Source organism: Streptomyces tagetis (assembly GCF_018069565.1).
Classification (GTDB): domain Bacteria; phylum Actinomycetota; class Actinomycetes; order Streptomycetales; family Streptomycetaceae; genus Streptomyces; species Streptomyces tagetis.
On sequence record NZ_JAGPNL010000001.1, the window covers coordinates 1682517 to 1695627 of the forward strand.

The 13111-nt window shown below is 75.9% G+C and carries 10 protein-coding genes; 5 read left to right on the forward strand and 5 right to left on the reverse strand.

Translation table 11 applies throughout. The annotated features are described in order from the left end of the window. Positions 1 to 9: 9 nt before the first annotated feature. The 5 genes from J5Y05_RS07130 (at position 10) to J5Y05_RS07150 (ending at position 5901) form a co-directional block, all read left to right on the forward strand. Positions 10 to 2253 (forward strand): glycoside hydrolase family 9 protein, encoded by a 2244-nt coding sequence (locus J5Y05_RS07130; RefSeq protein WP_210869171.1) that lies wholly within the window; start codon positions 10 to 12, stop codon positions 2251 to 2253. 85 nt (positions 2254 to 2338) lie between these two features. Continuing rightward, positions 2339 to 2587 carry a hypothetical protein gene (locus J5Y05_RS07135; protein WP_030420429.1) on the forward strand — a complete coding sequence of 83 codons (249 nt, stop codon included), beginning with the start codon at positions 2339 to 2341 and terminating at the stop codon, positions 2585 to 2587. A 3-nt stretch (positions 2588 to 2590) separates the two neighbouring features. Then, the gene (locus J5Y05_RS07140; RefSeq protein ID WP_210869173.1) at positions 2591 to 2968 is read left to right on the forward strand and encodes a toxin Doc; all 378 of its coding nucleotides are present in this window, start codon (positions 2591 to 2593) and stop codon (positions 2966 to 2968) included. A 385-nt stretch (positions 2969 to 3353) separates the two neighbouring features. Beyond that, positions 3354 to 4958 (forward strand): RICIN domain-containing protein, encoded by a 1605-nt coding sequence (locus tag J5Y05_RS07145; protein ID WP_210869175.1) that lies wholly within the window; start codon positions 3354 to 3356, stop codon positions 4956 to 4958. A gap of 508 nt (positions 4959 to 5466) precedes the next feature. Continuing rightward, the gene (locus J5Y05_RS07150; RefSeq protein ID WP_210869177.1) at positions 5467 to 5901 is read left to right on the forward strand and encodes a subtilase-type protease inhibitor; all 435 of its coding nucleotides are present in this window, start codon (positions 5467 to 5469) and stop codon (positions 5899 to 5901) included. A 195-nt stretch (positions 5902 to 6096) separates the two neighbouring features. Here J5Y05_RS07150 and J5Y05_RS07155 read toward each other — a convergent pair whose 3' ends face one another. The 5 genes from J5Y05_RS07155 to J5Y05_RS07175 all read right to left on the reverse strand — a co-directional run bounded on the left by J5Y05_RS07155 (position 6097) and on the right by J5Y05_RS07175 (position 13091). Further along, the gene (locus tag J5Y05_RS07155) at positions 6097 to 6330 is read right to left on the reverse strand and encodes a CDGSH iron-sulfur domain-containing protein (protein WP_210869179.1); all 234 of its coding nucleotides are present in this window, start codon (positions 6328 to 6330) and stop codon (positions 6097 to 6099) included. Then, positions 6311 to 6997: a HemK2/MTQ2 family protein methyltransferase gene (locus J5Y05_RS07160; RefSeq protein WP_210869181.1), complete on the reverse strand. Its 687-nt coding sequence runs from the start codon at positions 6995 to 6997 to the stop codon at positions 6311 to 6313. Before J5Y05_RS07160 ends, J5Y05_RS07155 begins: the two co-directional genes overlap by 20 nt. Positions 6998 to 7017: 20 nt before the next feature. Next, complete coding sequence (locus J5Y05_RS07165; protein ID WP_210869182.1) at positions 7018 to 8034, reverse strand: iron-containing redox enzyme family protein; 1017 nt, start codon at positions 8032 to 8034, stop codon at positions 7018 to 7020. 70 nt (positions 8035 to 8104) lie between these two features. Next, positions 8105 to 10927: an NHLP bacteriocin export ABC transporter permease/ATPase subunit gene (locus tag J5Y05_RS07170; RefSeq protein ID WP_210869184.1), complete on the reverse strand. Its 2823-nt coding sequence runs from the start codon at positions 10925 to 10927 to the stop codon at positions 8105 to 8107. Between the two features lies 1 nt (position 10928). Next, positions 10929 to 13091 carry an NHLP family bacteriocin export ABC transporter peptidase/permease/ATPase subunit gene (locus tag J5Y05_RS07175; protein ID WP_210869793.1) on the reverse strand — a complete coding sequence of 721 codons (2163 nt, stop codon included), beginning with the start codon at positions 13089 to 13091 and terminating at the stop codon, positions 10929 to 10931. Positions 13092 to 13111 lie beyond the last annotated feature (20 nt).

The window sequence follows — 13111 nt, forward strand, 5'->3', positions numbered from 1 at the left end:
AGCCCGGACGTGAAACGACGCAGAACCGCGCTCGTCTGCCTGACGGCCCTGCTGGCCGCGGCCGTCACCGCGCTGCCCGCCGCCCCGGCCGGCGCCGACGAGACCGAGCAGATCAGGAACGGCACCTTCGACGGCGGCACGGACCCCTGGTGGTCCACGCCCAACGTCACCGCGGGCCCGGACGGCGGCCGGCTCTGCGCCGACGTCCCCGGCGGCACCGGCCAGCGCTGGGACGCCGCCGTCGGCCAGAACGACCTCACCCTCGTCGCGGGGGAGTCCTACCGCCTCTCCTTCACCGCCGACGGCACCCCCGCAGGCCACGTGGTGCGCGCCGTCGTGGGGCTGTCCGTGGAGCCGTACGACACCTACCACGAGGTCAGCCCGCAGCTCAGCGTCTCCGGCGACACCTACGCCTACACCTTCACCGCGCCCGTGGACACCACCCGCGGCCAGGTCGCCTTCCAGCTCGGCGGCAGCGCCGAGCCCTGGCGGTTCTGCCTCGACGACGTCTCCCTGCTGGGCGGGGTGGCCCCCGAGCCCTACGTCCCCGACACCGGCCCCCGGGTCCGCGTCAACCAGGTCGGCTACCTGCCCACCGGACCGAAGAACGCCACCCTGGTCACCGACGCCACCGGCCCGCTGCGCTGGCGGCTGCGGGACGCCCGGGGGCGGTCGGTCGCCGAGGGCCGCAGCGTGCCGCGCGGCATGGACGCCTCCTCCGGACAGAAGGTGCACTCCATCGACTTCGGCTCCTTCACCCGCCGCGGCGAGGGGTACACCCTGGTCGCCGACGGGGAGACCAGCCACCCCTTCGCCATCGGCACCGCCGCCTACGAGCGGCTGCGCCTCGACGCGGCGAAGTACTACTACACGCAGCGCAGCGGCACCGCCATCCGCGACGACCTGCGGCCCGGCTACGGCCGCCCCGCCGGCCACGTCGGCGTCGCCCCCAACCAGGGCGACACCAAGGTGCCCTGCCGGCCCGGCGAGTGCGCCTACACCCTCGACGTCTCCGGCGGCTGGTACGACGCCGGCGACCACGGCAAGTACGTCGTCAACGGCGGCATCTCCACCTGGGAGCTGCTGAGCACCTACGAGCGCGCGCTGCACGCCCGCACCGGCCGCCCGGCGAAGCTCGGCGACGGCACCCTCGCCATCCCCGAGAGCGGCAACAAGGTGCCCGACCTCCTCGACGAGGCCCGCTGGGAGCTGGAGTTCCTGCTGAAGATGCAGGTTCCCGCCGGACAGCCGCTGGCCGGCATGGCCCACCACAAGATCCACGACGAGCAGTGGACCGGACTGCCGCTGCTGCCCAGCGCCGACCCGCAGCGCAGGCAGCTCCACCCGCCGACCACCGCCGCCACCCTCAACCTGGCCGCCACCGCGGCCCAGGCGGCCCGCCTCTACCGCCCCCACGACCGGGCCTTCGCCGCGAAGGCCCTGGCGGCGGCCCGCACCGCCTGGTCGGCCGCGCTCGCCCACCCGGACCTGCTCGCCGACGAGAGCGACGGCATCGGCGGCGGCGCCTACCCCGACGACCGGGTCGAGGACGAGTTCTACTGGGCCGCGGCCGAGCTGTACCTGACCACCGGCGAGAAGAGCTTCGAGACGTACCTCCTGCGCTCCCCGGTGCACACGGCGGACATCTTCGGCCCGCTCGGCTTCGACTGGGCCCGCACCGCCGCCGCCGGACGCCTGGACCTCGCCACCGTGCCCAGCGCCCTGCCCGGCCGGGACGCCGTGCGCCGCTCCGTCGTCCAGGGCGCCGACCGCTACCTGGCCACCCTGAAGGCCCACCCCTACGGCCTGCCCTACGCACCCGACCGCAACGTCTACGACTGGGGCTCCAGCGCGCAGGTCCTCAACAACGCGGTCGTCCTCGCCACCGCCCACGACCTCACCGGCAAGACCGCCTACCGCGACGGCGCACTCCAGACCATGGACTACATCCTCGGCCGCAACGCGCTGAACATCTCCTACGTCACCGGCTACGGAGAGGTGAACGCCCACAACCAGCACAGCCGCTGGTACGCCCACCAGCTCGACCCCTCCCTGCCCGCCCCGCCCGACGGCACCCTCGCCGGCGGACCCAACTCGAGCATCCAGGACCCGGTGGCGCAGAGCCTCCTGCAAGGCTGCGTCGGCCAGTTCTGCTACATCGACGACATCGAGTCCTGGGCGACCAACGAACACACCGTCAACTGGAACGCCGCGCTGACCCGCCTGGCCTCCTTCGTGGCGGACCAGGGCTGATCGCGAACGCCCCCGCGGTACCGTCGTACCAGCGCTGTGATCTGCGCGTATTTACGGTCCAGTACCCAGGCGGTACCGTGGGGGCATGCCAGCCCTGAACGTGGAGTTCAGCGACCGCGAACTCGAAGACCTGCGGCAGATCGCCAAGGAGCGGGGTACGTCCATGAAGGCCCTGGTGCGGGAGGCCGCCGCCGCCGACATAGCCCGCCACCGGGCGCTCCAGGAGGGCGCGGAGGAGTTCCGCCGGTTCTTCTCCGCGCACGCCGAGGAGTTCGCCGCCGCCTTCCCCGACGACGAACCTCCCCCCGCCCGGGGCGAGGGACGGGCCGCCTGACCCATGCCGCCCGACCTCCACATCGACGTCCCCTGGCTGCTCCAGCGGCACGAGGAGGTGCTGCCGGAGCAGCCGGCGATCAACGACTTCTCGGCGCTGGTCGCCGCCGTCGCCCGGCACCGCGTCGACCCGCCCCGGCTCGGCGTCGACTCCGACCCGGCCTGGCGGGCCGCCGCCCTGCTGCACACCCTCGCCCTGCTGCGGCCCCTGCCCGCGGCCAACGCCCGCTTCGCCTGCGCCACGGCCGTCGCCTACATGTACGCCAGCGGCGTCGGTATCGACCCGCCCTACGGCGCCCTGGTCGACCTCGCGCGGGATCTGATGGCGGCCGACGCCGACGTGTACGCGGCGGCCGACCGGCTGCGCTCCTGGCAGATCTGACCCCGCGCCGGTCCCGCGCACCCCTGCTCACGCGGCGCCCCGGGCCAACTCCCGCGCGGCGCCCGCGCGCAGCGCCCGCACGGCACGGACCGCCCGGCGCGGCGTCACATCGGCTCCCTTGTCCGGACACGGATTCTGACCTTCTTTCAAAGCCTGGGCCGGGCCACCTGGTCACCTTGTTGACCAGGAGTGGTTTGTGCGAGAGTGAAGCTCTCGTGCGGGGGGGATGAAGAACGGGTCTCGCACGGGCCCCCATGGACCGGGTCCGGTGCCGCCGCGGCGCACGCGCCCTCCCCTCACCACGCCAGAACGTGAAACCGATCCGGACGCCCCGCGTGGCGCACCGGACTCTCCGTGCCCCCGCGCGTGGGAAGGAAATCGCTCAGTGCCCACCCCTCAGCCCCCTCGTCCCGCCGGACCGCCCCCGGGCGTGCTCCCCGGCGAATCCGACGAGTTCCTGGCCGCCCTGCTCCGGGACGGTCCGGAGAGCGAGGCCGCCCGTGCCGCCGCGCTGCTGATGGCGCGGCACTGGCAGCCGGCCCACGACTACGCCGCCGTCTGCCTCGCCACCTCCGGGCGCGTCACCGCCATGGTCACCGCCGCCGCCTGGCACGGCGTCCTGGACACCCTCGCCCGCGACGAGACGGCCACCGCGCTGCGCCCGCGGCTGCTGGTGGCGGTGCGGGACACGGTCCGTCAGTGGGCCGCCGACGACCGGACCACCGCGGTCCTGCCGCAGGTGCTCAAGCCCGCCGGGGGGCGCGGCATGCGCGCGGCCACCACCCTCACCCCGGACAACCGCCTGCTCGCCGCCCGCGCCTTCGCCGCCCTGCCCGGCGCCGCCCGCACCCTGCTCTGGCACACCGAGGTCGAGGGCGAACCCCTCGGCGTCCCGGCCCAACTGCTCGGCACGGACGCCGACACGGCGGCGGCCACCCTGGAGCAGGCGCGGGAGAAGTTCCGCGAGGCGTGCGTCCAGGCCCATCTGCACCACGCGCCCACCCGCGACTGCCGCTACCACAACCGCCTCCTCGACGTCTCCATCCGCCGCGGCGGCACCCTCCTGCCCGAGGTGCGCGAACACCTCGCGGAGTGCCCCCACTGCCGCCACGCCGCCGACCAGCTCGGCCACTTCGACGGCCGGCTGGGCACGCTGATCGCCGAGTCGGTGCTCGGCTGGGGCGCCCGCCGCTACCTCGACTCCCGCCCCGGCCGGACGGGCCAGTCCACCGCCAAGGGCGGCGGACGCTCCCGGGGCCGCCGCGCCGGTCTGCTGGCCCGCGTCCCCCTGCCGCTGTCGCGCGTCGCGTCGGGACCGCGCTCCGTGCGGTCGGCGCTGCGCGGGGTCGGCGCCGCCTCGGCCGGGGTGCTGGCGATCGTGCTCGTGGTCACCGTCTGGTCGTACGACGGCGGCGCCGCCGACCCGGCCGCCTCCACCAGCGCCGTCGGCGGCAGCGGCACCACCTCGGCGACGAGCCGGCCCAAGCCGCCCGGCGCCGCCAAGCTGCCCGCCGCCGCCGACCGCAGCCGCCTGCGCAACGTCGCCGCCGGCCTCTGCCTCGACCTGCGGGGCGAGCCCGAGGCCGGTGCGGGCGCCCGGCTGGCCCCCTGCTCCGAGGCGTGGACCCAGCAGTGGACGTACGAGGAGGACGGGCTGCTGCGCAGCGTCGCCGACCCCGGACTCTGCCTCGACTCGAAGGCCGACGCCGGGGTCGTCATCCTCGGCGCCTGCGTCGAGCCGGGCGGCGAACGCGGCGACGACGTGCGCTACGACGTCTCCGCCCAGGGCGAGTTCGTGCCGCGCCGCCGGAGCGGACTGGCCCTCGCCGCGAGCGCGCCGACCGCGGAGGCGGACGTCGTCGTCGGCGTCCGGGACGGCGGCGACGGACAGCTCTGGCGGATCGAGCCCGCGCCGGCGGGGGAGGGGCCGCTCTCCTTCTCCGAGCACGTCGTCCCGGCCGGCCGCTCCGCCGACCAGCCGGTCGCCTGACACCCGGCCCTCCGGGGGCGGGCCGCTCCGCCAGGTGCTCCGGGCCGAGGCCGTGGCCGTCGTCCCGGCCGAGCGCCACCGCTCCGCGCCGGGCGCGGGCGCCCTGGTGACGTCGTCCCCGGGCGTCCCCGGTACGCGCCCCGCCGTCGAACGGCACCGTGAGCCGCTCCCGCCGCCACGGCCTCCGGCGGCGCGTCGGCCCGGTGACCGCGCCCGGCCACCCGGCGCCCGCCGTGGCACGGCCCCCGATCGCGGGGTGTTTCCGGTCGATCGGCGAACGCGCCGATCACGCCATCCGGCCGCCCCGCGTGATCAAGAACCCCACCGTTGCGGTCCCGGGGCGGCCACTGTTGGTGACTTCACGCCACTGATTCAATACGCAAGGTTACCGAAACCCGTGGGGTCGGGATGAGTTCCGGCGGCGGACTCGGCAGACTCGCGCTCGCCGCCCCGGCACCCGACCGGGCCGGGCCGGCACACCCCTGTGACGAGCGGAAGGAAGCACACCATGCGGAAGACCGCGCGCTGGGCAGCGACTCTGGGCCTGACGGCCACCGCCGTCTGCGGGCCCCTCGCCGGGGCGGCACCCGCCTCCCCGGACCCCGCCCCCGCGTCGCTCCACGCCCCCTCGGCCCTCGTACTGACCGTCGGGCACGGAGAGAGCGCTGCCACCACCGCCCCGGTCCGCGCGGTCACCCTGGCCTGCGCCCCGGGGCCCTCCGGAAACCACCCGGACGCCGCCCGCGCCTGTGCCGAACTGCGGGGCGCGGGCGGCGACGTCGACGCCCTCGGGGACGGCGGCGCCGCCTTCTGCACCCAGCAGTACGCACCCGTCGTCGTCACCCTCGACGGCGTCTGGGAGGGGCGCCGCGTCTCCGTCGAGCGGACCTTCCCCAACGACTGCGTCAAGGACGCCCGCGGCGCGGGAGTCCTCGCCTTCTAGCGGCACGAGCACCCCCGCCGGGCGCGCGCGGTCGCGCCCCGCCACGGACCGGGACCGTACGCACCGCGCCGCACGACCGGCCGCTCGCCGCTGGGGAGGGCGAGCGCAGCGGCGCGTGGGCGCGGTCCCGCACCGGGGGCGGCGGACGGAGTGGGGCCGTCCGCCGCCCCCGGAACCCCGCCGGGCCCCCGGCGCTCAGTCCCTGGGCTCCCGGGGGCCCGGTCCGTGCCCGGTCCGGGCGCGGTGGCTGGTGTCGCACCACGGGAAGCGGCGGCTGCGCCGGCAGGTGCACAGCGCGACCCGGAAGCGGTCGGAGGAGACGGTCGTCCCGTCCTCCAGCTCGACCTCCACCGGGCCCTCCACCAGCAGGGGGCCCCGGCGCTGGACGGTGACGCGGCGCGGCGGGCCGTCAGACGGGGAGTTCGGCACGGACCACCACCAGCTCTTCCTCGTTCTCGCCCAGGGGCAGCAGACCCCGCTGCCGCAGCCAGTGCGCCCGGCCGTTGACCACGGGCCCGAACGCGATCCGGCGCCGCCGGGTCACCGCCGCCTTCAGCCCCGCCTCGCGCAGGTGATCCACGGTCCGCCCGGGATGGCTCAGCCCCGACTGCACCAGCAGCAGCACGCCCCCGGGGAGCAGCAGCTCCGGCGCCTGCCGGCAGATCCGGTCCAGGACCAGCCGGCCGTCGTGCCCGGCGTCCCAGGCCCGCGCGGCGCCGCGCGGCGGGCGGGCGCCGCCCGGGGCGGGGACGTAGGGCGGGTTGGTGAGGACGAGGTCGAAGCGCTCGCCGCGCACCGGGGTGAAGAGGTTGCCGTGGCGGACCCGGACGCGGTGCCCGGAGCGGGCCGCGTTGAGCCGCGTCACGCACACCGCGCGCCAGGACACGTCCACCGCCGTCACCCGGGCGCCGCGCCGCGCGGCGGCCAGCGCGAGGGCGCCGGAGCCGGTGCCCACGTCGAGGACGGCCGCGCCGGGCGGCAGCGGTTCGTCGGACAGGGCCCGTTCCAGCAGGGCGGTGTCGTCCTGGGGGGCGTAGACGCCCCAAGCCGTCGTGAAGTGCACGGGGCACCAAGTACCCACGTCGCCGCGTCTCATGGGAGCCGATGTAAGGAGGCTCACGGGACGGCGCGCTCCGGGGCGGGCGGCAGCGGGGTCCGCAGGGAGGAGCGGCCGGCCCGCCAGTCGGCCAGCGTCCGGGCGGAGAAGAGGTCCTCGACGTGGCCGGTGGCGTCGACACCGAAGGCCACGTCGGCCGCGAGCCACGGTTCCTCCTCCAGCAGCCCGCCGATCACCTCGTGCCGCACGATCTGCTCGTGGACCGCGTCGGCCTCCACGTGCTCGTCGTAGAAGTGCTCGGCGGCCGGGCCCGCGCCGGTGCGGCGCATCGCCTCGGCGAGCCGCCGCGAACCGGGCGAGGAGGTGATCTCGACCGCCGCGAAATGGCCCACCAGGGCGCCGCGCAGGGCCCGGTGCAGGCCGAACAGGGACATCAGGTTCACCGTGGCCAGGCACTGTGCCGAGGCGGCGTCCAGGTGGCGTCCGTACGCGGTGTCCAGGCCCAGGTCCGCCATCAGGCCGGCGAACAGGCGCGCGTGCACCCGGTCGGCCCGGCCGCCGCCGTACTCGTCGAACTCCACCGCCGCCATCGCCGCCTTCGCCCGCCCCCACAGCCGGGGCAGCACCCAGGCGTGGGGGTCCGCCTCCTTGAGGTGGTACAGGGACCGCTGGGCCGCGTACTCGCGCAGGTGCCACAGCTCGCCCTCGTCCCGCAGGAAGTGGCTCACGCCCCGGCCGTCCACGGGCTCCACGAGGAGTTCCCCGACGGCCCCGGCCACGTCGTCGCGGGCCGGGACACCGGCGCGCAGCGCGGCCAGGAAACGCCGCTCCAGCCCCGCGCGGGCGCGCAGCAGCTCCGGGTCCCACTCGCGCTCGGCGGGGACCCCGGCGAACCCCCGGTAGTGCGGCTCGTAGCAGAGGTACAGGGCGAGCTGGAGGTCGTCGCCGTACGGATCGGCGGCGTCGGCGGCGCCGGGCGGGGGCGGCGGGCCGGTCCCGCGCAGGCGGGAGGCGACGGCCGCGGAGAGCGGTCCCCGGGCCGGGGGCAGGTGCGGTCCTGCGCGCTCGTGGTCCATGGGACCGCGAGTACCCGGCCCCCGCGGCGGGTACCCCCCGGCCCCCGCGGCCGGTACCCCCGCGCGCCGCTCAGGCGAGCTGGCGCCGCACCAGTTCGCGCAGGCGGCCACCGGCCTCCGCGAGCAGGCGGTCCGGCGGGCCCTGCTGGACGATCCGGCCCTCCTCCAGCACGATGACCCGGTCGGCGTCCGTCACGGTCGACAGCCGGTGCGCGATGACGATCCGGGTGGCGTCGAGCGCCTTCGTCGACTCGATCACCGTGCGCTGCGTCGCGTTGTCCAGGGCGCTGGTCGCCTCGTCGAAGAAGAGCACCCGGGGCCTGCGGATCAGCGCCTGCGCGATCATCAGCCGCTGCCGCTGGCCCCCGGAGACCGCCCCGCCGCCCGAGACGATGGTGTGCAGCCCCATCGGCATCCGCGCGATGTCCTCCGCGAGCCCCGCCATCTCGGCCGCCGCCATCACCTCCTCCGGCGTGTACGGCTCGGTGCCGCGGATGACGTCCAGGATCGAGCCGGTGAACGGCTGGGCGTGCTGGAGCACCACCCCGCACTGCCGGCGCACCGCCGAGGCGTCGAGCGCGGCCAGGTCCTGGCCGTCGTACAGGACGCTGCCCGACAGCGGCCGGTCGAAGCCGATCAGCAGCCGCAGCAGCGTCGACTTGCCGCAGCCGCTCGGCCCGACCACGGCGACGAACTCGCCGGGCCGCACCGTGAACGACACGTCGTCCAGGACCAGCGGCCCGTCGTCGGTGTACCGGAACGACAGCCGCCGCGCCTCGACGGCGCCCGACAGCGGCCCCGGCGGGGTGCTCCCCGCCCGTACCTCCGGCGTGGCGTCCAGCACCGGGCGGATCTCCTCCAGCAGCGGCAGCGCCGCCACCGCCGACACGAACGCGCCGGTCACCTGTGTCACGGAGGTGAGCAGCATCGTCACCGAGGTGTTGAACGCGAGGAACGCCGGCGCCGACATCGTGCCGCGCGCCGGACCGGCCAGCAGCATGAACATCAGCAGCGTGCACAGCGGCAGGTAGACCGCGCCCAGTACCGCGTTGAGGTTCTTCACCCGGCCCACCCGCTGCTGGAGCGAGCGGCTGTGCGCGAACCGCTCCGCCCAGGCCGCGTACGCGTAGTTCTCGGCGGCGGCGACCCGCAGCTTGGGCAGCCCGCGCAGGGTCTGGAACGCCTGGTTGTTCAGCTTGTTGGTGAGCTTCACCAGCCGGCGCTGCCGGCGCACCTGCCACAGGCCCAGCGCGAGGAACACCCCCGCGACCACCCCGAGCATCGCCAGGGCCGCCAGCGCCATCGGCACGCTCAACCAGAGCAGCAGCCCCAGGTTCACCCCGGCCACCGTCACCGACTGCGCCACCGTCGGGCCGACGCCGGCCAGCAGCCGCCGGATCGCGCTGACGCCCATCGCCGCGCTCGCCAGCTCGCCGGTGGAGCGCTCGGTGAAGAACCGTGTCGGCAGCCGCAGCAGCCGGTCCCACACCGCCGGCTGGAGGGCCGCCTCGATCCGGCCCTCCAGCCGCAGGACGGAGAGGTTCTGCAAGAGCGTGAAGGCCGCCGCGACCACACCGCTCACCATGACCGCCAGGCACACCCGGGCGATCGGCCCGGTCTCGGCCCGCGGCACGAACTCGCCCAGCACCCGGCCGGTCGCCAGCGGCACCAGCGCGCCGACCGCCACCGTCACCAGGCCGCTGAGCAACAGCCGGGTCAGGTCCGGGCGGGTGCCCCGCAGACAGAACCGCAGCAGCCCCAGCGGACCGAGCCCCCGCTCGGGCAGCGGACGGTAGAACATCACCCCGCGCGGCGCGAACTCCCCGGCGTTCGCCTTCCCCACCGGCGTCTCCCGGCCGGTCGCCGGATGCACGGCCACGTAGCCGCCGCGCCGCCACAGCAGTGCCACCGGCGCCCCCGACCGGGCCCGGTGCCCGACCAGCGGCCCGACGTCCTCCCGCCACCAGCGGCCCTCCAGCCGCACCGTGCGGGTCCGCACCCGGGCGGCCAGGGCGACGCGCTCCACCGCATCGAGCCGCCCGCCCTCCGGGCCCCGCCGGGCCGGCTCCGCCGGCGCGATCCCGGCCGCGCGGGCCACCAGCGCACAGGCCGCGTGGGTGGCGTCGGCGTCGGCCGCCGTCGCCCCCCGGCCCGGACGCCGCCCGATGGACGCCAGCAGCGCCCGGTCGGCCCGTACGCGCACCGCCTCCCCGGCCTCGATACCGGCCGCGGTCCGCGTCTCGTGGGCGCGCTCCAGGTGCTCGATCCACCGGTCCAGCGTGGTCAGCAGCCGGTACTGCTGGTCGACCAGGCTCCGCCACAGCTCGGGGTCCATCAGCAGGCCGGCCGCCGCCTCCTCGCCGTACGGCGCCCCGTACCCGACGCTGCCGGGCGGGACCCGCATCCAGAACACGTCGTCGTCGGCCGGCGCCCCGGCCCGTTCCCCGGCCGTAGGCGCCTGGACCAGCACGGAGAGCCCGCGGCCGACGCCCAGCGCGAGCGCGTACTCCAGCGCGCCGGTCTCCGGCGGCAGGTAGCGCGGGGTGCCGTGCTCGTCGTACGACCACGTCGTGTTCCCCGGCCGGTGCAGCTCGCCCAGCCCGATCCGGCGCACCACCGCGTCCCGCAGCGGCCGGGCGAGAAGCGTGTGGCGGGGGCCGGAGACCGGCCCGAGCAGCGCCGCGCCCGCCTCCAGCCGGCCCAGATGGTGCCAGAGCCCCCGCTCGGCGGCGTCGACCGCGAAGAGGTCCACCGCGCCGGAGACCACCAGCCACAGCACCTGCGGCCCCTCCAGCTCCAATGGCCCGGACCCGGTGCCCGCGACCCGCGAGCCCAGCGCGGCGAGCGCCCCGAGGACGAGGTCGCCCTGCCCTTCGCGCACGTCGGCCGTCATCTCACCCCTCCCCGACCAGCGCCGCGTAGGCTCCGCCGCGCGCCACCAGTTCCTCGTGCCGTCCCCGCTCCACGACCGTGCCGTGCCGCAGGACGACGATCTCGTCGCTGTCGCGCACGGTGCTCAGCCGGTGCGCGATCACCACGCAGGCACAGCCGCGCCGGCGCAGGTTGTCCATCACCACCTGCTCGGTCTCCGCGTCCAGGGCACTGGTGACCTCGTCGAGGACGAGGACGCTCGGCCGGCGCACCAGGGCCCGCGCGATCTCCAGCCGCTGGCGCTGCCCGCCGGAGAAGTTGCGGCCGTCCTGCTCGACCCGGCCGTGGATGCCGCCCGGCCGGCGCGTCACCACGTCGTGCAGCGCCGCGTCCCGCAGCGCCTCCACCACGGCCTCGTCCGGGATCGAGGGGTCCCACAGCGCCACGTTGTCGCGGACGGTGCCCTCGAAGAGGAAGACGTCCTGGTCGACGAAGGAGACGGAGGCCGCCAGCGCCCCGCGCGGGATGTCCTCCAGCCGCCGCCCGTCGATGCGGATCACGCCCTCCCATGGCGTGTACAGCCCGGCGATCAGCCGTGACACCGTGGACTTGCCGCTGCCCGACCCGCCCACCAGCGCCACCTGCCGGCCCGGCCCGACGGTCAGGTCGAAGCCGGTCAGCAGCGGCCGGTCGAGCGGGCTGTAGCCGAAGGAGACGTCCTCCAGCTCGACGTGGCCGCGCAGACGGCGGGTGGAGTCGCCCTCGCGCCGGTCGTAGAGCGGGTCCGCGCGGAAGCTCTCCACGTCCTTGAGCCGGGCCACGTCCGCCGCGAAGTCCTGGATGCGTCCCGCGACGCCGTTCAGCCGGGTCAGCGGGGCGGTGAAGCGGGTCACCAGCGCCTGGAAGGCGACCAGCAGCCCCACCGACAGATGCCCCTCGATCGCGCGCAGGCCGCCGATCCACAGGATGAGCGCGCTGTTGACGGTGGCGAGCGCCGGGGCGACCACGCCGAGCCAGGCGCCCGGCACCCCGAGCCGCTGCTGCTCCTCCAGCGTGGTGGCGTGCTGCCCGGCCCAGGTGCGGAAGTAGCCGTCCTCGCCGCCGGTCGCCTTCAGCGTCTCGATCGACTGGAGGCCCGTGTACGCCGTGTTGGTCAGCCGGGCGGTGTCCGCGCGCAGCTTCGCCGTGCGGGTCGCCCGCAGCCGGATCACCACCCGCACCGCCACGATGTTCAGCAGCGCCACGCCGACACCGACGAAGGTGAGCTGGGGGTCGTACGTGTACAGCAGCACCGCGTACACCACGACGACCACCGCGTCGACCCCCGCGGCGGCGAGGTCGCGGGCGAGGGTCTCGGCGACGGCGTCGTTGGACTGGAGCCGCTGCACCAGATCGGCCGGGCCGCGCTGGGAGAAGAAGGTCACCGGCAGCCGCAGCAGGTGGCGCAGGAAGCGGGCGCTGGAGAGGGTGGAGGAGATGATCCGCCCGTGCAGCAGGTTGGCCTGCTGGAGCCAGGTCAGCACCAGCGTCAGCAGGACGCACGCCGCCATCGCCGCGAACACCACGCCGAGCAGCGAACTCTGGCCGCCGATCAGGAAGGTGTCGATGTAGGCGCGGCTGAGCGCGGGCACCGCCGCGCCGACCGCCACCAGCAGCAGGCTCGCCAGCACCGCCGCGGGCAGCGCGCCCGCGGTGCCGCGCAGCCGGGCCGGCATCGCCCCGAGCACGCCGGGCCGGCGCCCGCCCCGGGTGAAGTCCTCGCCGGGTTCCATGGTGAGCACGACCCCGGTGAAGCTGCCGTCGAACTCCTCCAGGGAGACGAAACGGCGCCCCTTGCCGGGGTCGTTGACGAAGACGCCGCGGCGGCCGAAACGGCGGCCCATGCCGTCGTAGACGACGTAGTGGTTGAACTCCCAGAACAGGATGGCCGGCGCCCGTACCCCGGCGAGGGCGGCCAGGTCCATCTGCATGCCCTTGGCGGTCAGCCCGTGACCGCGCGCCGCCTTCAGCAGGTTGCTCGCGCGCGACCCGTCGCGGGAGACGCCGCAGGCGATGCGCAGTTCCTCCAGCGGGACGTGCCGCCCGTGGTGGCCGAGGACCATGGCGAGGGAGGCGGCACCGCACTCCACGGCCTCCATCTGGAGCACGGTGGGGGAGCGGACCGCCTTCACCCGGCCCGCCTTCATCCGGCCCGCCTTCACCCGGC

Excerpts from the sequence above, each read along its gene's own strand:
- J5Y05_RS07135 (WP_030420429.1), top strand. The coding sequence starts at position 2,339 with ATGCCAGCCCTGAACGTGGAGTTCAGCGACCGCGAACTCGAAGACCTG.
- J5Y05_RS07140 (WP_210869173.1), top strand. The coding sequence starts at position 2,591 with ATGCCGCCCGACCTCCACATCGACGTCCCCTGGCTGCTCCAGCGGCAC.
- J5Y05_RS07150 (WP_210869177.1), top strand. The coding sequence starts at position 5,467 with ATGCGGAAGACCGCGCGCTGGGCAGCGACTCTGGGCCTGACGGCCACC.
- J5Y05_RS07160 (WP_210869181.1), bottom strand. The coding sequence starts at position 6,997 with ATGAGACGCGGCGACGTGGGTACTTGGTGCCCCGTGCACTTCACGACG.
- J5Y05_RS07165 (WP_210869182.1), bottom strand. The coding sequence starts at position 8,034 with ATGGACCACGAGCGCGCAGGACCGCACCTGCCCCCGGCCCGGGGACCG.
- J5Y05_RS07170 (WP_210869184.1), bottom strand. The coding sequence starts at position 10,927 with ATGACGGCCGACGTGCGCGAAGGGCAGGGCGACCTCGTCCTCGGGGCG.
- J5Y05_RS07175 (WP_210869793.1), bottom strand. The coding sequence starts at position 13,091 with ATGAAGGCGGGCCGGGTGAAGGCGGTCCGCTCCCCCACCGTGCTCCAG.